This window comes from Pseudochelatococcus sp. (genome assembly GCF_050946405.1).
Lineage (GTDB): Bacteria > Pseudomonadota > Alphaproteobacteria > Rhizobiales > Beijerinckiaceae > Pseudochelatococcus.
Map to the genome: position 1 here is coordinate 429,095 of NZ_JBMNUS010000002.1, position 18,407 is coordinate 447,501.

At 65.9% G+C, this 18,407-nt stretch carries 16 protein-coding genes; 9 read left to right on the plus strand and 7 right to left on the minus strand.

What is annotated here, in order from left to right:
- The first annotated feature begins 81 nt into the window (after positions 1-81).
- The 4 genes from metF to ACOYJQ_RS05620 all read left to right on the plus strand — a co-directional run bounded on the left by metF (position 82) and on the right by ACOYJQ_RS05620 (position 5,597).
- Positions 82-1,008: a methylenetetrahydrofolate reductase [NAD(P)H] gene (metF, locus tag ACOYJQ_RS05605; RefSeq protein ID WP_433457018.1), complete on the plus strand. Its 927-nt coding sequence runs from the start codon at positions 82-84 to the stop codon at positions 1,006-1,008.
- A gap of 182 nt (positions 1,009-1,190) precedes the next feature.
- Positions 1,191-4,955 carry a methionine synthase gene (gene metH, locus ACOYJQ_RS05610; protein WP_433457019.1) on the plus strand — a complete coding sequence of 1,255 codons (3,765 nt, stop codon included), beginning with the start codon at positions 1,191-1,193 and terminating at the stop codon, positions 4,953-4,955.
- A 64-nt stretch (positions 4,956-5,019) separates the two neighbouring features.
- Entirely contained in the window at positions 5,020-5,301 is a 282-nt protein-coding gene (locus tag ACOYJQ_RS05615) for a type II toxin-antitoxin system ParD family antitoxin (RefSeq protein ID WP_433457020.1), read from the plus strand.
- A complete protein-coding gene (locus ACOYJQ_RS05620) occupies positions 5,298-5,597 on the plus strand; it encodes a type II toxin-antitoxin system RelE/ParE family toxin (RefSeq protein ID WP_433457021.1) in 300 nt (99 codons plus the stop codon). Before ACOYJQ_RS05615 ends, ACOYJQ_RS05620 begins: the two co-directional genes overlap by 4 nt.
- 146 nt (positions 5,598-5,743) lie before the next feature.
- Here the strand turns inward: ACOYJQ_RS05620 and ACOYJQ_RS05625 are convergent, their stop codons facing one another.
- Together ACOYJQ_RS05625 and ACOYJQ_RS05630 are read right to left on the minus strand one after the other, a co-directional pair.
- Complete coding sequence (locus ACOYJQ_RS05625) at positions 5,744-6,253, minus strand: disulfide bond formation protein B (RefSeq protein ID WP_433457022.1); 510 nt, start codon at positions 6,251-6,253, stop codon at positions 5,744-5,746.
- A 60-nt stretch (positions 6,254-6,313) separates the two neighbouring features.
- A complete protein-coding gene (locus ACOYJQ_RS05630) occupies positions 6,314-6,895 on the minus strand; it encodes a YqaA family protein (RefSeq protein ID WP_433457023.1) in 582 nt (193 codons plus the stop codon).
- Between the two features lie 344 nt (positions 6,896-7,239).
- Between ACOYJQ_RS05630 and ACOYJQ_RS05635 the strand changes: the two genes are divergently transcribed.
- The 4 genes from ACOYJQ_RS05635 to ACOYJQ_RS05650 all read left to right on the plus strand — a co-directional run bounded on the left by ACOYJQ_RS05635 (position 7,240) and on the right by ACOYJQ_RS05650 (position 12,826).
- Positions 7,240-7,917 (plus strand): TetR/AcrR family transcriptional regulator, encoded by a 678-nt coding sequence (locus ACOYJQ_RS05635; protein WP_433457024.1) that lies wholly within the window; start codon positions 7,240-7,242, stop codon positions 7,915-7,917.
- Between the two features lie 211 nt (positions 7,918-8,128).
- The gene (locus ACOYJQ_RS05640; protein ID WP_433457025.1) at positions 8,129-9,829 is read left to right on the plus strand and encodes an electron transfer flavoprotein-ubiquinone oxidoreductase; all 1,701 of its coding nucleotides are present in this window, start codon (positions 8,129-8,131) and stop codon (positions 9,827-9,829) included.
- A gap of 208 nt (positions 9,830-10,037) precedes the next feature.
- Positions 10,038-11,801: an acyl-CoA dehydrogenase C-terminal domain-containing protein gene (locus tag ACOYJQ_RS05645; protein ID WP_433457026.1), complete on the plus strand. Its 1,764-nt coding sequence runs from the start codon at positions 10,038-10,040 to the stop codon at positions 11,799-11,801.
- A 230-nt stretch (positions 11,802-12,031) separates the two neighbouring features.
- Positions 12,032-12,826 carry a YdcF family protein gene (locus ACOYJQ_RS05650; protein WP_433457027.1) on the plus strand — a complete coding sequence of 265 codons (795 nt, stop codon included), beginning with the start codon at positions 12,032-12,034 and terminating at the stop codon, positions 12,824-12,826.
- A gap of 98 nt (positions 12,827-12,924) precedes the next feature.
- Here the strand turns inward: ACOYJQ_RS05650 and ACOYJQ_RS05655 are convergent, their stop codons facing one another.
- Positions 12,925-13,377 carry a hypothetical protein gene (locus tag ACOYJQ_RS05655; RefSeq protein WP_433457028.1) on the minus strand — a complete coding sequence of 151 codons (453 nt, stop codon included), beginning with the start codon at positions 13,375-13,377 and terminating at the stop codon, positions 12,925-12,927.
- A gap of 243 nt (positions 13,378-13,620) precedes the next feature.
- On the opposite strand from ACOYJQ_RS05655, the gene ACOYJQ_RS05660 reads away from it, so the two are divergent.
- The gene (locus tag ACOYJQ_RS05660; protein WP_433457029.1) at positions 13,621-14,598 is read left to right on the plus strand and encodes a glycosyltransferase family 8 protein; all 978 of its coding nucleotides are present in this window, start codon (positions 13,621-13,623) and stop codon (positions 14,596-14,598) included.
- 4 nt (positions 14,599-14,602) lie between these two features.
- Here the strand turns inward: ACOYJQ_RS05660 and ACOYJQ_RS05665 are convergent, their stop codons facing one another.
- From ACOYJQ_RS05665 to ACOYJQ_RS05680, 4 genes are read right to left on the minus strand one after another with little or no spacing between them, the layout of a single operon-like run.
- A complete protein-coding gene (locus ACOYJQ_RS05665; protein WP_433457030.1) occupies positions 14,603-15,397 on the minus strand; it encodes an ATP12 family chaperone protein in 795 nt (264 codons plus the stop codon).
- Position 15,398: 1 nt separating this feature from the next.
- On the minus strand, positions 15,399-15,755 hold the full coding sequence (locus tag ACOYJQ_RS05670; RefSeq protein ID WP_433457031.1) for a lipid-A-disaccharide synthase N-terminal domain-containing protein: 357 nt from the start codon (positions 15,753-15,755) through the stop codon (positions 15,399-15,401).
- Entirely contained in the window at positions 15,749-16,501 is a 753-nt protein-coding gene (locus tag ACOYJQ_RS05675) for a glycosyltransferase family 2 protein (protein WP_433457032.1), read from the minus strand. The genes ACOYJQ_RS05670 and ACOYJQ_RS05675 overlap by 7 nt, the downstream gene beginning before the upstream one ends.
- The gene (locus tag ACOYJQ_RS05680; RefSeq protein ID WP_433457033.1) at positions 16,498-18,273 is read right to left on the minus strand and encodes an ArnT family glycosyltransferase; all 1,776 of its coding nucleotides are present in this window, start codon (positions 18,271-18,273) and stop codon (positions 16,498-16,500) included. Before ACOYJQ_RS05680 ends, ACOYJQ_RS05675 begins: the two co-directional genes overlap by 4 nt.
- Positions 18,274-18,407 lie beyond the last annotated feature (134 nt).

Sequence of the window (18,407 nt, forward strand, 5' to 3'; positions counted from 1 at the left end):
TCGGGATTTCGATTTTACGCGTTTTCTTCACGCAAACCGGCATCCGCTTCGCTTGAAAACGCTTTAAAGGGAGTTATCGGTATGCCGCTTCATGATTCCCGTTTCCGGTCCCGGCCCAGCCGCGGCGGCGCGCATCCTGTGCGCGTCTCGCTGGAGTTCTTTCCGCCGAAGACGCCGGCCATGGAAGAAACGCTCTGGGCGGCCATCAAGCGGCTGGAGCCGTTGCGCCCGGCGTTCGTGTCCGTGACTTACGGCGCGGGCGGCTCCACGCGCGAGCGCACGCACGCCACCGTCCGGCGCATCGTGGAGGAGACGGCGCTGCGGCCGGCCGCGCATCTCACCTGCGTGTCGGCGACGAAGGCGGAAGTCGATGACGTGATCCGCGCCTATGCGCAGGCGGGGGTCAATCACATCGTGGCGTTGCGCGGCGATCCGGCCGGCGGCATCGGCGCGCGCTACGAGCCGCACCCCGAAGGCTATGCCTCGACGCCCGATCTGATCGCCGGCATCAGGCGGATCGGCGATTTCGAGGTGAGCGTCTCCGCCTACCCGGAAAAGCACCCCGAAAGCGCGGACCTCGACGTCGATATCGCGGTGCTGCGGCAAAAGGTGGAGGCGGGGGCGACGCGGGCGATCACGCAGTTCTTCTTCGACAACGACGTCTATTTTCGCTACCTTGACAAGGTGCGCGCGGCGGGTATCGATATTCCGATCGTGCCGGGCATTCTGCCGGTGCAGAACTTCCGCCAGACGGCGGCTTTCGCGGCGCGCACGGGGGCGAGCGTTCCGGCCTGGCTGGCGCGGCGCTTCGACGGTCTCGACGAGGACGCCGAAACGCGACGGCTGATCGCGGCCGCCGTGGCGGCGGAACAGGTGTTCGATCTCGTTGACCGCGGCGTCACCGATATTCACTTCTACACGATGAACCGCGCCGATCTCGTCTATGCTGTCTGCCATCTGCTGGGGCTGCGGCCGCAGGCGGACGAGGCGCGCGTGGCGGCGGCCTGACGCGGTTTCGATGCCGTCCGCGCGGCGATCGGAGCGGGATGCGATCGGATTGAATCGCCATCCTGCTCTCAATTCCATGGTTTACCGCAACTGGCGTTCAATCGGATGGATCGACTCGAACGCAGATTGCTCCAGGGAAAATCAAAGTCCAGGGAAAATCAGAGTCCGGGGAAAATCAGAGCATGAGTGAAACGCCGGTTGTCGACGGGGCCGAAGTCCGCAAGGCGCTGACGGAGGCCGCACGGGAGCGCATCCTGATTCTCGACGGCGCCATGGGCACCATGGTGCAGGGGCTGAGGCTGACCGAAGCCGATTTTCGCGGCGAGCGTTTCCGCGATCACGGGCAGGATCTGAAGGGCAACAACGACCTCCTCGTGCTGACGAAGCCCGACGCCATCCGCGACATCCACCTGCAATATTTCCTCGCCGGCGCGGATATCGTGGAGACGAACACGTTTTCCGGCACCTCCATCGCGCAGGCGGATTACGGGCTGGAATCGGCCGTGTTCGACATCAACCGCGAGGGCGCGCGTCTGGCCCGCGAGGCGGCGGACATCGCCCGCCGGCAGGACGGCCGCCGGCGCTTCGTGGCCGGCGCCATCGGCCCGACGAACCGCACGCTGTCGATCTCGCCGGATGTGAACGATCCGGGCTATCGTGCCGTAACGTTTGATGAAGTGCGCGACGCCTATGCCGAGCAGGCGAGGGGGCTCATCGCCGGCGGCTCGGACATCATCCTCATCGAGACGATCTTCGACACGCTGAACGCCAAGGCCGCCGTCATCGCCTGCGAGCAGGTGTTCGCGGAGACGGGCGTCGCGCTGCCGGTCATGATTTCCGGCACCATCACGGATCTGTCGGGGCGCACGCTGTCCGGGCAGACGCCCACCGCCTTCTGGTATTCGCTGCGCCATGCCGATCCGTTCTCCATCGGCCTCAACTGCGCGCTCGGCGCGCGGGAGATGCGCGCCCACATTCAGGAACTGGGGCAGGTGGCCGACACGTTCGTCTGCGCCTATCCCAACGCCGGCCTGCCCAACGAGTTCGGCCTTTACGACGAAAGCCCGGAGGCGATGGCGAAGCTCGTCGGCGAATTCGCCGAATCCGGGCTCGTCAACATCCTCGGCGGCTGTTGCGGCACGACGCCCGACCACATCCGCGCCATCGCGCAGGCGGTGGCCGGCAAGGCGCCGCGCAAGCCGGCGCGGCCCAAGCCGCTGCTGCGCCTCTCCGGGCTGGAGCCGTTCACGCTGACATCCGACATTCCGTTCGTGAACGTGGGCGAGCGCACCAACGTCACCGGCTCCGCCCGCTTCCGCAAACTGGTGACGGCGGGCGACTATCCGGCGGCGCTCGACGTGGCGCGCGACCAGGTGGCGAACGGCGCGCAGGTCATCGACATCAACATGGACGAGGGCCTGCTCGACAGCGAGAAGGCCATGACCACCTTCCTCAATCTCGTGGCGTCGGAGCCCGACATCGCCCGCGTGCCGGTGATGGTCGATTCCTCGAAATTCTCCGTCATCGAGGCCGGGCTCAAGTGCCTGCAAGGCAAGGGCATCGTCAATTCCATCTCCCTGAAGGAAGGCGAGGAAAAATTCCTGCACGAGGCGCGCGTGGTGCGCAGCTATGGCGCGGCCGTCGTGGTCATGGCCTTCGACGAAACGGGACAGGCGGACACGCAGGACCGCAAGGTCGAGATCTGCACGCGCGCTTACAAGCTGCTGACGGAAAAGGTCGGCTTTCCGCCCGAGGATATCATCTTCGATCCCAATATCTTCGCGGTCGCCACCGGCATCGGGGAACACGACAATTACGGCGTCGACTTCATCGAGGCGACGCGCCGCATCCGCCATGACATGCCGCTGGCGCACATCTCGGGCGGCGTCTCCAACCTGTCGTTCTCCTTCCGCGGCAACGAGCCGGTGCGCGAGGCGATGCATGCGGTGTTTCTCTACCATACCATCAAGGCCGGCATGGACATGGGCATCGTCAACGCCGGGCAGCTCGCGCTTTACGACGAGATCGATCCCGCGCTGCGCGAGGCCTGCGAGGACGTCATCCTCAACCGCCGCAAGGACGACGGCCAAAAGGACAATACCGAGCGGCTGCTGGCGCTGGCCGAGGATTTCAGGGGCAAGGGCAGGCAGGCCCGCGAGGCCGATCTGACGTGGCGGACGTGGGATGTCGGCAAGCGCCTCGAACACGCGCTCGTCAACGGCATCACCGAATTCATCGAGGTGGATGTCGAGGAAGCGCGCCTTGCGGCCGCGCGGCCGCTGCACGTCATCGAAGGGCCGCTGATGTCGGGCATGAACGTCGTCGGCGACCTGTTCGGCGCGGGAAAGATGTTCCTGCCGCAGGTGGTGAAGTCGGCCCGCGTGATGAAGCAGGCGGTGGCGTGGCTGATGCCCTTCATGGAAAAGGAAAAGGCCGAGACCGGCCTCGACCAGATGTCGTCCGCCGGCAAGGTGCTGATGGCCACCGTGAAGGGCGACGTGCACGACATCGGCAAGAACATCGTCGGCGTGGTGCTGGCCTGCAACAATTACGAGATCGTCGATCTCGGCGTGATGGTGCCGGCGCAGAAAATTCTCGATACGGCGCGAACGGAAAAGGTCGACATCATCGGCCTGTCCGGCCTGATCACGCCGTCGCTGGACGAGATGGCGCATGTCGCGGCGGAGATGGAGCGCGAGGGCTTCGACATTCCGCTGCTCATCGGCGGCGCCACCACGAGCCGCGTGCATACGGCGGTGAAGATCCACCCGAATTACGGGCGCGGGCAGGCGATTCACGTCAACGACGCCAGCCGCGCCGTCGGCGTGGTGTCCTCGCTATTGTCGGTCGAGCAGCGCGACGGCTACATCGCCGGCATCCGTGAGGAATACGCGAAGGTTTCCGCCGCCCATGCGCGCGCGGAGGCCGACAAGAAGCGCGTGCCCATCGAGAAGGCGCGCGCGAACCGGGTCGCCATCGACTGGGCCGGCTATACGCCCCCCGTGCCGTCGTTTCTGGGCACCCGCACCTTCAGTTCCTACGATGTGGGGGAACTCGTGCCCTATATCGACTGGACGCCGTTCTTCCAGTCGTGGGAGCTGCGCGGGCGTTTTCCCGACATTCTGGAGGACGAGACGCAGGGCCCGGTGGCACGCCAGCTTTACGCGGAAGCGCAGGAGATGCTGAAGCGCATCGTGGAGGAACGCTGGTTCACGCCGAAGGCCGTCATCGGCTTCTGGCCGGCGAACGCGGTCGGCGACGACATCGCGCTCTATACGGGCGAAAGCCGGCAGGAACGGCTGGCAACCTTCCATACGCTGCGCCAGCAGCTCTCCCGGCGCGACGGCAAGCCGAACGTGGCGCTGTCGGATTTCGTCGCGCCGGCGGAGACGGCCAGGGCGGATTACATCGGCGGCTTCGTCGTCACCGCCGGCATGGCGGAAGAGCGCATCGCGAAGCGCTTCGAGCGCGCCAACGACGATTACGCCTCCATCCTCGTCAAGGCGCTCGCCGACCGGGTGGCGGAAGCTTTCGCCGAACGGATGCACCAGCGTGTGCGGCGGGAGTTCTGGGGCTACGCGCCTGACGAGAGCGAGAGCGATTATGCGGCGCTCATCCGCGAGGATTATCGCGGCATCCGGCCGGCGCCCGGCTATCCGGCCCAGCCCGATCACACCGAGAAGGCGACGCTGTTCGATCTGCTGAAGGCGGAGACGCGCATCGGCGTGAAGCTGACCGAAAGCTTCGCCATGTGGCCGGGATCGTCGGTATCCGGGCTCTACCTGTCGCACCCGGAAGCGTTTTACTTCGGCGTCGCCAAGGTGGAGCGCGATCAGGCGGAGGATTACGCGCTGCGCAAGCGCATGGACGTGGCGGAAGTCGAGCGCTGGCTCGCCCCGATCCTCAACTACGATCCGGCGGCTTACCGGTCGGTGGCGGCTGAATAAAGGGATGCGTCACGACTCGAGGGTATGATATATTCATACCGACAAAGGTAGGGAGATTACATCTATGGCTGCGACTGAAAAACGAACCTTTAGCCTGCCGAGCGAGCATGCCGCGTTCATCGACAGGCTGGTGAATTCTGGCGCTTACGCTTCCGGCAGCGAAGTCGTCAGGGCGGGTCTGCGCGCGCTTCAGAAGCATGACGCCGTCATCGAGCGTTGGCTGCGCGAGGAGGTTGCACCGACCTATGACGAGATGAAAGCGCATCCCGAACGGATGATCCCCGCCGATCAGGTCATCACGGAGCTTCGCGCATACCATGCCGCCAAACGCGGGGAAAACGTGTGAAATCTCGTCCTGTCGCATTTTCTCCGGCTGCGCGGGAAGATTTACGCCGTGTCTACGACCATATTGCGGCAGCGGGCAGTCCGGTCAACGCATCACGATATGTCGAACGCATCTGGGGCTTTTGCCTCGGACTCGAAATCGCCTCCGAACGCGGCCATCGGCGGGATGATGTCAGCCCCGGCCTGCGTGTTGTCGGCTTTGAGAAGCGCATAACGATCGCTTTTTCCGTCGAGGAAGACAGCGTGCATATCCTCCGCATCTTCTATGGCGGAGTCGATTGGGAAAGTATCCTATGACGGAAAAGCGCATCGGCATGCCCACCTTGCGCTTACAAGGCCGATTCCGATAAGCGGGATTATGGAACCAAAACTCCATGAAATCGAAACGCCGCGGAACCCCGGCGCACGGTTTCCGTGCGATCCCGCGCGGTCCTTCCGTCAGGTCAGACCCTGCGCAGCGCGCCCCAGGCGGCTGTGAGTGCGAGGCCGAGAGACAGCGGCACGTTCCAGCCCGCGAGCGACAGGCCGACGAAGCGCCAGGCCGCTTCGTCGCAGCGCACGACCTGAACCGTTTGCAAGCGTTGCAGAAAGGCGTCGGCATCGGCGGCGACGCTGAAAGCGCCGCTGCAACTGTCCGGTCCCGCCCAGAATTTCCACTCGATGCCGGCGTGATACGCCGCGACGCCGGCGCCGGCGATGAACGCCAGCGCCAGCGCGCCGAGCAGAACGCGCGCCGTCCCCGTGCGCCCGCCGCCTGAGCGTGACAGAGCGGCCGCGGCGAGCGCGACAGGAATGGCCGCGTAGAACGGCCAGCGCTGGATCAGGCACAGCGGGCACGGCGGCAGGCGCAGCACGTATTCGAAAAAGAACGCGCCCGCGAGGGCGAGAACCGAAACGGCCAGGACGGCGACGGAAGCGCGAAACGCGAATGCGCTTCCAGGCTGCGACGGCATGAGCGTCATCCTTGGAAATGGCGCCGGCGCCAGGCGCCGGACGCACGCGACGGAAATCCGTCAGAACACATACTTCACGGCGACGAAGCCGGCGACGACGAAGAAGGCCAGCACGCCCAGCACGACCCCGAAATGCTCCTCGACGAACTGGCGGATGGGGTTGCCGAAGCGGTGGAGAAGGCCGGCCAGAATATAGAAGCGGGCGCCGCGCGTGATAAGCGACAATATCGTGAACCACATCAGATCGTAGCCGGCGAAGCCGGATGTGATCGTGACCAGCTTGTAGGGAATCGGCGTCACGCCCTTGATGAGAATGATCCATTCGCCATACTGGGCATAGGCCTGCCGGAACGCCTCGACGCTGTCGCCGTAGCCATAGGCGGAAATCAGCCACTGGCCGATCGAATCGTAGAGCAGGTAGCCGATGGCATAGCCCAGCAATCCGCCGACCACCGAGGAGACGGTGCAGACGCCGGCGTAAAGCAGCGCCCGGTCGGGGCGCGCCAGCGCCATCGGCAGCAACAGCACGTCCGGCGGCACCGGAAAGAAGGAACTCTCCGCAAACGAAACGGCCGCCAGCGCCCAGATGGCATGCGGACTGCGGGAAAGATTGATGACCCAGTCGTAAAGGCGGCGAAACATGGCGTCCCACTTCAGGTAAAGGCAGATCGGCGCGTGTGCGCCCTGCTATTTGCACTTTTCGCCGGATGCGGAAAGACCGGAATCGCCGGAAGATGCGGTTTCCGGGAGCGCCTGCTTTGCCTGCGTCGGGCATGCGGCGCACCGTAGCGTGGAATGGTGGACGGATTGTTTCAGACGCCGGAACGGGGGAATTTTTTCGGCGCGGAATCCGTGCGTCCGCCATGGAGCACGGCGTATCGTCATATCGCCCGGAGACCGGGACCGACGGCATGAGTTGCGATTCTTCTTCTAACCGCTGAAACTTTGTATTATCGCCAGCAACGGATCAGACGGGAGAAGCGCACATGGCAAGCGGCGAAGCGGACAGAACTGTTGCCCCGGCGGTTCCCGACGAGCGCCTGCCAGAACAGTTGCCGGGACATCTGCCAGGCGGCGCGCGCCGCGCCGCCCTGTCCGGCGGCACGCAGGGAGACCGCTATCAGGACATCATTCAGGCCGCCGCGGTGCTCTTCGCCGAGCGGGGATATCTCGCCACGTCGATGCGCGACATCGCCGAGCGCGTCGGCCTGCTGGGCGGCTCCCTCTACCATCATATCCGCTCCAAGGAGGAACTGTTCGTCGCGGTGCACGACCACGCCCTGCAATATGCCTCCGAGCAGATCGAAGCGGCGATCGCGCCCGAGACGGAGCCGTGGGAGCGGCTCAAAGCCGCATGCGTGCGCCATCTGGAACTGCAACTCGATCCCGAGGTCGACACCGTTCCCTTCGTGTCGGACTTCCGCAACATTCCGGCAGAGCTTCACGAACGGCTGATCGCCCGGCGCGACGTTTTCGAGCGCACCTATGTCGAGCTTGTCGATGCGCTCCCCCTGCCCGCCCACATCGATCGCGGCATCTACCGGCTGCTGCTGCTCAGCCTCATCAATTCCGTCAGGACATGGTATCGCCCCGGACGCAAGACCATCGCCGAGATCGGCCAGCAGATCCTGCACGTTTTCCGGCACCAGACCGAAAACGCCTGAGAGCCCGTGCGGCGTCCCGTCACGGGCGGACAAATTCCGCATTGATCCCAGATTGGAATTCGTTCAATTTTCTTTCCGAAGCGGGCTTCGGGGCTTGACCCTGTCGGGCGCTTCTGGTTTGACATGACAGGCCAAACGCTTGTTTGGGCGGGTTTCGGCTGCCGCGGGCGGGGGGCCTGCGGCGTGTCTGGCGGGCCGGGAGGGAAACAACATGACGGAAGCGGACCAGAACCCCGAGGCGCAAAGCCGGGAGTCCATGGATTACGACGTCGTGATCGTGGGCGCGGGTCCGTCGGGCCTTGCGGCAGCGATCCACATCAAGCAGCTTGCCGCCGAGAGCGGCGCGGACGTTTCCGTCGTCGTGGTCGAGAAAGGCTCCGAGGTCGGGGCGCATATCCTGTCCGGCGCGGTGATCGATCCGAGCGGGCTCGACGCGCTGCTGCCGGACTGGCGGGAAGCCGACGACCGGCCGCTGACCACGCAGGTCGTCGACGATCATTTCTATCTGCTGGGCCCGTCCGGCGGCGTCCGCCTGCCGAACTTCCTGATGCCGCCGCTGATGTCCAACCACGGCAATTTCATCGGCTCCCTCGGCAACGTCGCGCGCTTTCTCGCCGCGCGGGCCGAAGAGCTGGGAGTGGAGATCTATCCCGGCTTCGCCGCAACAGAGGTGCTTTACGGCGACGACGGCGCGGTCGCGGGCATCGCCACGGGCGACATGGGCATCGACCGCGAAGGGCATCCGCGCGCCGATTTCACCCGCGGCATGGAGCTGCGCGGCCGCTACACGCTGTTCGCGGAGGGCGCGCGCGGCAGCCTGACGAAGCAGCTCATCGCGCGCTTCAAGCTCGACAAGGACCGTTCGCCGCAGAAATTCGGCATCGGGCTGAAGGAGCTCTGGCAGGTCGATCCGTCACGCTTCCGGCCCGGCCTCGTGCAGCACAGCTTCGGCTGGCCGCTGGACAGCGGCACCGGCGGCGGCTCGTTCCTCTATCATTTCGAGGACAATCTTGTCGCCGTGGGCTTCGTCGTCCATCTCGATTACAAAAATCCCACTTTGTCGCCGTTCGACGAGTTCCAGCGCTTCAAGACCCATCCGCTGATCCGCGACACGTTCGAGGGCGGCAAGCGCCTGTCCTACGGCGCGCGCGCGATCACGGAAGGCGGCTGGCAGTCGGTGCCTTCCCTCGCCTTCCCCGGCGGTGCGCTGATCGGCTGCGCGGCCGGTTTCGTCAACGTGCCGCGCATCAAGGGCAGCCATAACGCCATCGCCTCCGGCATGCTGGCGGCGCGTTCCGCGGTGGAGGCGATCGTCGCCGGGCGTGGGCACGACACGTTGCAGGATTACGAAAGCGGCTGGCGCGCGTCGAGCATCGGCCGCGATCTCAATCTGGTCCGCAACGTCAAGCCGCTCTGGTCGCGCTTCGGCACCTTCATCGGCGTGGCGCTCGGCGGCTTCGACATGTGGTGCACCACGCTCACCGGCGGGCGCTCGCTGTTCGGCACCCTGCGCCACCGCAAGCGGGATTGCGACTCGCTGCTGAAGATCGATCAGGTGAAGCCCCTCGCCTATCCGCGCCCCGATGGCGTGCTGACCTTCGACAAGCTGTCCTCCGTGTTCCTCTCGAACACCGCGCACGGCGAGGATCAGCCGCCGCACCTCAAGCTCACCGATCCGTCGATTCCGGTGCAGCGCAACCTGCCGCTTTATGGCGAGCCCGCGCGCCTCTATTGCCCCGCCGGCGTTTATGAGGTCGTCTACGGCAACGAGGAAGCACGCACCGATCCGCGTTTCGTGATCAACGCGCAGAACTGCGTGCACTGCAAGACCTGCGACATCAAGGACCCGTCGCAGAACATCACCTGGGTGCCGCCGGAAGGCGGCGGCGGCCCGAACTATCCGAACATGTAATCCGGCGTATTCGGGATGACATTTGACGTCCGACAATTCTGAATGAAACTATTCATCTTATAAAGTGCAGTCATTTTTCTCCCATCGGGAGAAAGTGCGCACTTTTTCAGATGCATCAACCTGCGTCGATTGCTATGACGCAAGTCGCATATGCTTCCGCTCCGTATCAGGAGCGGATCGTTTTTCCGCGAAACCCGGAGCGCCAGCCATGTCCGACTATACGCCCCCCATCGACGACATTTCTTTTCTTCTGTCCGAGGTTTTCGATATCGATGCTCTCGGGGCATCGCTACCGGGCTTTTCGGAGGTCAACGCCGCGTTCGCGACCAGCGTTCTGGAGGAGGCCGGCCGCTTCTTCGCCGAAACCATCCAGCCGCTGAACCTTCCGGGCGATGAGGAAGGCAGCCGTCTCGTCGACGGCGAGGTCCACACGCCCAAGGGCTTTGCCGAGGCCTATCGGGCTTTCGCGGAGGCGGGCTGGTCCGGGCTGTCGGGCGATCCGGCCTATGGCGGCCAGGGCCTGCCGCGCGCGTTGCAGATTCTGGCCGATGAGATGCTGTCGGCGTCCAACCTGTCGTTCGGCCTGTTTCCCGGCCTGACGCGCGGCGCCACGGAGGCGATCGGCCATCACGCGAGCGACGAACTCAAGGCCGCCTATCTGCCGAAGATGATCAGCGGCGAGTGGACCGGCGCCATGGCGCTGACGGAAGCGGGCGCGGGCACCGACCTCGGCCTGCTCAAGACGCAGGCCGAGCCGCAGGCGGACGGCTCCTACAAGATCACCGGCAGCAAGATCTTCATTTCCTCCGGCGATCACGACTTCGGCGGCAACATCATCCATCTGGTGCTGGCGCGCCTTCCCGATGCGCCGAAGGGCGTGAAGGGCATCAGCCTGTTCCTCGCGCCGAAGTTCCTCGTCAATGCGGACGGCTCGCTCGGCGCGCGCAACAGCTTCTCGGTCGGCTCGCTCGAAAAGAAGATGGGCATTCACGCCCAGCCGACCTGCGTGATGAACTATGACGGCGCGACCGGCTGGCTCGTGGGGCAGCCGAACAAGGGCCTCTCCGCCATGTTCACGATGATGAACGCCGAACGCCTTTTCGTCGGCATCCAGGGTCTCGGCATCGCCGACGCCGCCTATCAGAAGGCCGCGCGTTACGCCAGGGAGCGCCTGCAGGGCCGTTCCGCCGACGGCTCGCAGCCGTTGGTGCCGATCATCGCCCATGCGGACGTGCGCAAGATGCTGCTCACCGTCCGTTCCTTCGTGGAAGCGGCGCGCGGCCTCGCGGTCTGGACGGCGCTGGAAATGGACAAGGCGGTGCAGCTCGAGGATCCGCAGGCGCGCGCCGTCGCGGACGGCAACGTGGCGCTGCTCACGCCGGTGATCAAGGCGGCGTTCACGGATTTCGGCTTCGAGGGCGCGGTGCTGGCGCAGCAGGTGTTCGGCGGCCACGGCTACATCCGCGAATGGGGCCTGGAGCAGTTCGTGCGCGATGCGCGCATCGCGCAGATCTACGAGGGCACCAACGGCGTGCAGGCGCACGATCTCGCGGGCCGCAAGCTGTCCATCGACGGCGGGGCGCTGCCGCAGCACTTCTTCGGCCTCGTCGCGGCCGATCTCGATGCGGCGCCGGCCGATATCGCGGATATCGCAGCGCCGGTGCGCGAGGCGTTCGACACGCTGAAGCGCGCGACGGAGCGGCTGCGGGCCGAGGCGGCGAAAGATCCCGAGGAGACGGGCGCGGCGGCGACCGATTACCTGCGCCTGTTCGCTCTCGTCTCGCTGGGCTGGATGTGGGTGCGCATCGCCGGGGCGGCCGCGGGCAAGACGGGCGAATCCGAACGGCACAGGCACAGGCTGGCCGTGGCGCGGTTCTTCGTGGCGCGCGTTCTACCGCAGGTGTACGGCCTCGATCGCGCCTTGCAGGCCGGCGCCGCGCCGATCACGGCGCTGGAGCAGGACGCTTTCTAGAGCAGTTTGGGTTCAAGCCGATTGATCGATTTGAACGCAGGTTACGGTAAAATATGGAATTGAGAGCGGCGTGACGATTCTGCTTGAATGCACGCCGCCCTGCCCCCTCACCTGCCGCGGCATCGCCCGATCACGAATGATCGAACGATGCCGCGGCTGCTTGCTTTTGCATCCGGCTTGCCTGAAAGATGCACGCACTTTCAGGCTTATGCAGTAAAGGAGCCGGAGCATTGTTTTTCGAAGCCTCCAAGATCCTGTGGTTCTTCCTGAGCCCGACGAACGTGCTTCTGCTCACGCTGATCATCGCGGGCCTGCTGCTGTTCACGCGCCTCTATCGCGTGGCGCGGATCGTGGTGCTCGCGGCCGCAATCGTGCTGCTCATGGTGGGCGTGACGCCCTTCTCGCGCTTCTTCGTGCAAACGCTTGAGAACATTCATCCCGATATCTCGCAGGATACCGGCCGCGTCGACGGTGTGATCGTGCTGGGCGGCGCGACGTCCTTCGCGCGCGGGCAGTTGCGGGTGGGTGAAGGCGGCTCGCGCCTCGTGGCGGCGCTGGAACTGGCGCGGGCCAATCCGCAAGCGCGCATCGTCTTCACGGGCGGCAGCGCGCGCGTGTTGATCGCGGAGGAGCGCACGGAGGCCGAAGGCGCGCGCATCTTCTTCGATCTGGCCGGTCTCGGGCCCGACCGCGTCATCTACGAGAACCAGTCCCGCAACACGCTTGAGAACGCCTATTTCAGCAAGCGGCTCGTGGAGCCCAAGCCGGGCGAGCGGTGGCTTCTCGTCACTTCCGCGTTTCACATGCCCCGCTCCGTGGCGACCTTTCGCCGCGCGGGGTTCGATGTCGTGCCCTACCCGGTCGATTTTCGCTCGGACGGGCGTTTCAGCGACGATTTTCGTCCGTTCTCGATTGCGCCGGACGGTTTGCGCCTGACGGACATGACCGTCAGGGAATGGATCGGCATGCTCGCCTATTGGCTGAAGGACCGCTTCGGCTCTCCGCCGCGGGAACCGGGCGCCTGATCCGTTAAAGCCGTTCCGGTACGAACGAAAACCGCGAAAGCTCTCTTACAACCGAAGAAGCGGGAACCTGTCGGCTTTTCACGAAACGACGGCAGGCGCTATGCGGCGTTGGCGCGGCGGCGGGCGGGCAGTTCCAGCACCACATCGTCGGCATCCTGCAAGCGCTGGCTGGCGAGGATGAAGTTGATCAGGATGTCATCCACTTCCTGCGCCTCGCGCACGATTTCATGGGCGGCGCGCAGCGCGGTGCGTGTCGGGCCGCCGGCCGCGCCGAGCGACGAGACGAGCCAGTGCGCATCGTCTCCCCGCACCACGCCGGTGGGGCGCTCCGCCCACACCACGTAATCCACGAGAAGCGCGATCAGCACATCGCTCCAGGCGTTGCAGGGCTTGGGCACCAACCGGTCGAGCGCGATCAGGGCGTTGGCTTCCTCGCGGTTTGAAATACCATCGGGAAGTATATGGCGCAGCAATGTCCGCACATCCCATTCGGAAATTGCACGATCGTCATATGCCTTGTCGATGAATGCACGCAATTTACTGTTAATCATCTTCAACGCCTCCCCATCCTGCACGCAGGACAGTGATCAACCTTTGATGCGTTGAATATTGCGCGCCGCCTCCCACGATCCGGTTAACGCCGAAATCTGAATCCCCGTTCAGGTTAAGCGTTGCTGACCGGGTGTGGTTGACGAATCCTGACGATCGTCCCAAAACCCTTGTGAGGCTTGAGGTTGGCGCGATGCGCCCGCCGTGCGCGTTTGCGGCGATTAACGTCCGGGTGACTCTCTTTCATGTCGAACAGCCGCTTGATCTGCCTGACGCCGGACCGGAATTTCCTTTCCGCGGCCCTATTTGCGGCCCAAAGGTTACTGCGCTTCGGGCTCGACGAGACGATCGACGTCGCCATCGTCTGCGCGCCGCACGATCTCGATGCCGGGGCTCTCGCCTGCGGGAAGGAAACTCAGGGTGCCTTCCCGGTTCACGAAGGCGGAAAACATTCCGGGCAGGTCGCAGGCGGGCGCTTGCAGGTGATCACCGACGCCTTCGATCCTGCCGAAGCCTCCGTCGCCGGGCTGCCGCTCGGCCGCCATGTGACGGAGGCCGCCTATCGGCGCCTGCTGCTGCCGTTCGTGCTGCCGGCGCGGTATGAGCGCATCCTGTATCTGGATTGCGACACGCTGGTCGTGCGGCCGGGGCTCGGGCGCGTGTTCGATCTCGATCTCGGCGGCCGCGCCTTCGCCGCCGCGCTCGACATGATCTTCCTCAAGGATTTCGAGGACGGCCCCTTCACGGCGGAGTTTCGCGCCTATCGGGCGGAGCTCGGGTTCGCGCTCGACACGCCCTACTTCAATTCCGGCGTGCAGCTGATCGACCGTCGGCGCTGGCTCGCGGAAAGGATCACCGAGCGGGCCATCGCCTTCGCCCGCGCAAGGCCGGATCTGTGCCGGTTCCACGACCAGAGCGCGTTGAATGCCGTGACGCGCGGATGCTGGGCGCCGCTGTCGCCGCGTTTCAATTTCATGGGCGATTTCCTGCTGCTCGATCTTCTGCGCGACATCGCGCCGGTCGTGCTGCATTTCGTCAACGATCCGAAACCGTGGCAACGCGATCGCTGGCAAGGCCCCGCATGGATGCAGGCGCTTTATAAGCCGGATTCGGACGGCGCGCCACCCGCCGCCGCGATGCCGTTGACGCCGGCGTTCCGGCGCTTTCGGGAGCGGCTGCTGGCCTATCTCGCCGGTCAGCGCTTCATCGACGCGGAGGCGTAAAGCGTCAGCGCGACCACGCGAGATCCACCAGCGTCGCCGCCGCCGTGAACTCGATCAGCCGCGCCGCCCGCCGCGCGGCGGCTTCCGCGTCCACGCCCCAGATTTCCGCCTGCACGTCCTCATCGACATGCGCCGCCGTCCAGGCGGCTTCCGGCGTGAGGTGGCGATGGGCGACGGCGAGCGCGATCAGCGCGGAGCCCGTCAGCGTGGTGAGCACATGCAGGCCGCCGATGGCATAGGGCGACGTCTGCGCCGCGATCGCCCGCGCCACGGCATCGCGGCTTTGCGCCGGCTGCTCGACGAACATCACGCCCTGCGCGAGGAAGAACCGCGCGCCGAGCGCCTCGTGCGCCCATTCCAGCAGCGGGTCCCACAACAGCGCCTGCCGCTGAACGAGCCTGTCCGGTGAATCGGCGCGATAGCACAGCAGGTCGGACGTGGCATAGCGCGCGATTTCCGCCGCCACTTCCGGCTGGGCACGGGACACGCCGTCGATGATCGAATTGACGAGGCGCGTCATCGGCATGGTCGCGGGATCGATGACCTGTGTCTGCGCCTGCCACTCCGCCACGAGCGCCTCCGCAACCCCGGCGTGCGGCACCGCGAGCGGCGCGCGGCCGGGCGTCAGCGCGGCGCGGCTGTCGAGCAGGAGCGCGTGCAGACCATCGCGCACTTCCGCATGGGCGCGCCGGTAGAAACGCTTCGGCAGCGCCGGCTTGTCGGGGCGCGGCATCGCGGGTGCGGGCTCGCGGCGCTCATGGTCGAAAGGAGGCAGGATGCCGCTCGAATCGCCGCTCATGTCACTCTCCCGTGGCGGTGTCGCCCCCGGCCTGCCGCTTGCCGCGCCGGCGCTCCTTGACGATCAGCATCAGGTTGCGCGCATAGATGAACAGGCTCAGCGATTGCCCGAGAATGATCACCGGCTCGCGCTGGATGAGGCCGTAGACGAGCGTGATCAGGCCGCCGCCGATGGAGAAGAACCAGAAGGCGACCGGCACGACGCTGCGCCCGGCCCGCTCGCTGGCGATCCATTGCACGAGAAAGCGCGCCGAGAACAGCGCCTGTCCGAGCAGGCCGAGCGCCAGCCAGATGCTGAATTTCTCGATGAACACTTCGTAGAGATAGCCGCCGACATCCTGCGAAAGGGTGATCAACATGCGTTTTTGTCCTCAACGACGATCGGAATCGCGCCACGGCGGGCGATCAGCCAGCGCACGCCGACGAGATCGACGATGCCGACCCAGAGCCGATCGAAAAAGCCGTAGTTCGACGTGCCTGTCAGGCGCGGCCGGTCCACCACGTCGAGGAGCAGCACGGCGCGGCCCTCGCGCGTCACCAGAGCGGGCATGAAACGGTGCAGCGCCTTGAAGAAGGGCAGCGCCAGATAGACGTCGCGGTAGAAGACCTTCAGCCCGCAGCCGGTGTCGCGCGTGGCGTCGCGCAGGATCCAGCGGCGCACCCGGTTGGCGATGCGCGATTGCGTTCGCTTGAAGCCGGAGTCCTTGCGCCCCACGCGCTGCCCTTGCACGAGGCCGGCATCGGCGGGGCCGTTCAGCAGCGTGGCGACCATGTCGGGAATGAAGACGGGATCGTTCTGCCCGTCGCCGTCGAGCGTGGCGACCACCGGTGCGCGCGCCGCCAGCACGCCCGAGCGCACGGCGATGCTTTGCCCGCACGAGCGGTCATGATGCAGCACGCGCAGATGCGGCCGCGTCGCGGCGAGCCGCGCCAGTTCCTCCGCCGTGCCGTCGGTGGAGCCGTCGTCGACGTAGACGATCTCGAACGGCGCCACCCCCGCGCAGGCGGTCTCGATTTCCGCGATAAGCGGGGCGATGTTGGCGATCTCGTTTTTCACCGGCACCACGATGCTCAGGCGAAGGGAAGGCACTTCCTGCACGGTCAACGTTCCTGCTGCTGGCCCGGCGTCGCGGGCGGGGCCGGGCGCGCGGTTCTGTAGACGCCGATGTCGATCGCGCGTCCGCCATTGATGTTGAAGCCCTGCACACGCGTCACCAGCGCCGGGACGAGCGCCGTCCGGGCGAGCTGCGCGGCGAACGCCTCCTCGTCGCGCTTCTCGACGAAGGCCATGCGGCAATCGCCGCCGGCAAGGAAATCCGCCGCGCCGGCGCCATCCGTCAGCACGAGATCGGTGCGGGTGAGAAAGATGAGGCTCGGCTCGCGATAGCGGGTCGTCGCCAGCCGCGGGTCCTCGCAATCGAGGCCGCTCGCCGCGGCGGCGAGCCGGGGCGACAGCTTCAGCGCCGGGATCAGCGTTTGCGCCACGCCGAAAACCGATACGGACAGCGCGAGCGACGCCGCCACGCCGAGCAGCGCGCCCGACACGACCCGCTCGCGCAGAAAGGCGCGCCAGCCCGCCAGCGCAAGCAGCACGGATAGCGCGAAAAGCGGCAGCGCCGGATAGAGCACCGTGCCGTCATGACGATAGGCGAAGACACTCAACCCCACCGCGACCGCGAGCGGGATGAGCGGCATGAGCACGGTGGCGACGGCGGCGAGCGGCCGCCTGCGGTGGATGTCGCCGTTGAGCAGCGCCCACGCCGTCAGGATGGCGATGGCGGGATAGACCGGCAACACATAATGCGGCAGCTTCGTCGGCAGGATCTCGAACACGAGCCATGTCGGCACGATCCACGCCAGACAGAACATGACCCAATCCGCGCGCCGCTCGCGCCAGACGGCGTGAACGCCGATGGCGGTGAGCACCGCCGCCGGCCAGAATGTGCCGAAGAACGCCAGCAGATACGCGCCCGGCGGTCCCCAATGGCGCTCCTGCCCGCTCTGCGCCTTGGCCAGCATGTCCTTGCCCACCGATTCCGCGAAGAACGCGCCGCCCGTCTTGATCCAGATGGCGAGAAACCACGGCAGCGCGATCGCGGCGACCACCGTGAGCCCCTGCAAGGGACGCAGCGCGAGAAGCCAGCGCGCCGAACGTTCGCGGATGCACAGCACGGCGGCCGCCAGCCCCGCGACCATCAGCAGCAGCGGCCCCTTGATCAGGATCGACACGCCCACCGCCAGCCAGAACGGCAGGGCGAGCGAGACGGGCAGCGGCGCGGAACGGCCGGCGGCGGCACGGGCGAGCCACGCGCGCGCCAGCACGGCCATGGCGACGATCGAGCAGGCGGCGAGCATCGCGTCGGTCTTGGCGATGCGCGCCTCGACCCCCAGCAGGATCGACGCGGCCATGAACGCCCCGGCCAGAAAGGCGGCACGGCGCGCCGGCACATTGGCCACCCCCGCAAGGAGCACCAGCGCGGCCCAATAGGTGCCGAGCACCACCGCGACGGCGCCGAACAGCGACGGCAGCCGGTAAAGCGCGATCGTGGTGCGGGCCTGCGGCACGCCGAGCGCTTCCGCGCCGGACACGACGGCCGTCTGGAGCCAGTAGATGCCCACGGGCTTCTTGTGGCGGCCCTCGTCCTGAAAGCGGATGTCGATGAAATCGCCGCTCTCGAGCATCTGCTTCGACGCCTGCGCGAAACGCGGCTCGTCCCGATCGAACGGTTGCAGGCTGGCGAAACCCGGCAGGAACGCAACCAGCCCCAGCACGAGCAGCAAGGCCAGGGCGCGCGCATGGCTTCGCTCCGGAAACGCCAGCAGGCGCACGCCCCATTCCTCGGAACGGGCAGGCAACGGGGTCGAGGAGGATATCATGCGTTGGACGATTCCGATTTCATCGGTTCTCATACCCCATCGCGGCGCAAACGTACAATCGAAACCGGTAAACTCTGTGAACCCGGACAGCCCGCGGCGGTGAAAAGATGTCGCGCATCTTGCATCCGGGGCGA

What these genes read in the sequence shown, in the direction of transcription:
- metF (WP_433457018.1), top strand. Translation starts at nt 82, where the DNA reads ATGCCGCTTCATGATTCCCGTTTCCGGTCCCGGCCCAGCCGCGGCGGC.
- ACOYJQ_RS05670 (WP_433457031.1), bottom strand. Translation starts at nt 15,755, where the DNA reads ATGTTGATCACCCTTTCGCAGGATGTCGGCGGCTATCTCTACGAAGTG.
- ACOYJQ_RS05665 (WP_433457030.1), bottom strand. Translation starts at nt 15,397, where the DNA reads ATGAGCGGCGATTCGAGCGGCATCCTGCCTCCTTTCGACCATGAGCGC.
- ACOYJQ_RS05680 (WP_433457033.1), bottom strand. Translation starts at nt 18,273, where the DNA reads ATGATATCCTCCTCGACCCCGTTGCCTGCCCGTTCCGAGGAATGGGGC.
- metH (WP_433457019.1), top strand. Translation starts at nt 1,191, where the DNA reads ATGAGTGAAACGCCGGTTGTCGACGGGGCCGAAGTCCGCAAGGCGCTG.
- ACOYJQ_RS05640 (WP_433457025.1), top strand. Translation starts at nt 8,129, where the DNA reads ATGACGGAAGCGGACCAGAACCCCGAGGCGCAAAGCCGGGAGTCCATG.
- ACOYJQ_RS05645 (WP_433457026.1), top strand. Translation starts at nt 10,038, where the DNA reads ATGTCCGACTATACGCCCCCCATCGACGACATTTCTTTTCTTCTGTCC.
- ACOYJQ_RS05655 (WP_433457028.1), bottom strand. Translation starts at nt 13,377, where the DNA reads ATGATTAACAGTAAATTGCGTGCATTCATCGACAAGGCATATGACGAT.
- ACOYJQ_RS05625 (WP_433457022.1), bottom strand. Translation starts at nt 6,253, where the DNA reads ATGCCGTCGCAGCCTGGAAGCGCATTCGCGTTTCGCGCTTCCGTCGCC.
- ACOYJQ_RS05635 (WP_433457024.1), top strand. Translation starts at nt 7,240, where the DNA reads ATGGCAAGCGGCGAAGCGGACAGAACTGTTGCCCCGGCGGTTCCCGAC.
- ACOYJQ_RS05660 (WP_433457029.1), top strand. Translation starts at nt 13,621, where the DNA reads ATGTCGAACAGCCGCTTGATCTGCCTGACGCCGGACCGGAATTTCCTT.
- ACOYJQ_RS05615 (WP_433457020.1), top strand. Translation starts at nt 5,020, where the DNA reads ATGGCTGCGACTGAAAAACGAACCTTTAGCCTGCCGAGCGAGCATGCC.
- ACOYJQ_RS05630 (WP_433457023.1), bottom strand. Translation starts at nt 6,895, where the DNA reads ATGTTTCGCCGCCTTTACGACTGGGTCATCAATCTTTCCCGCAGTCCG.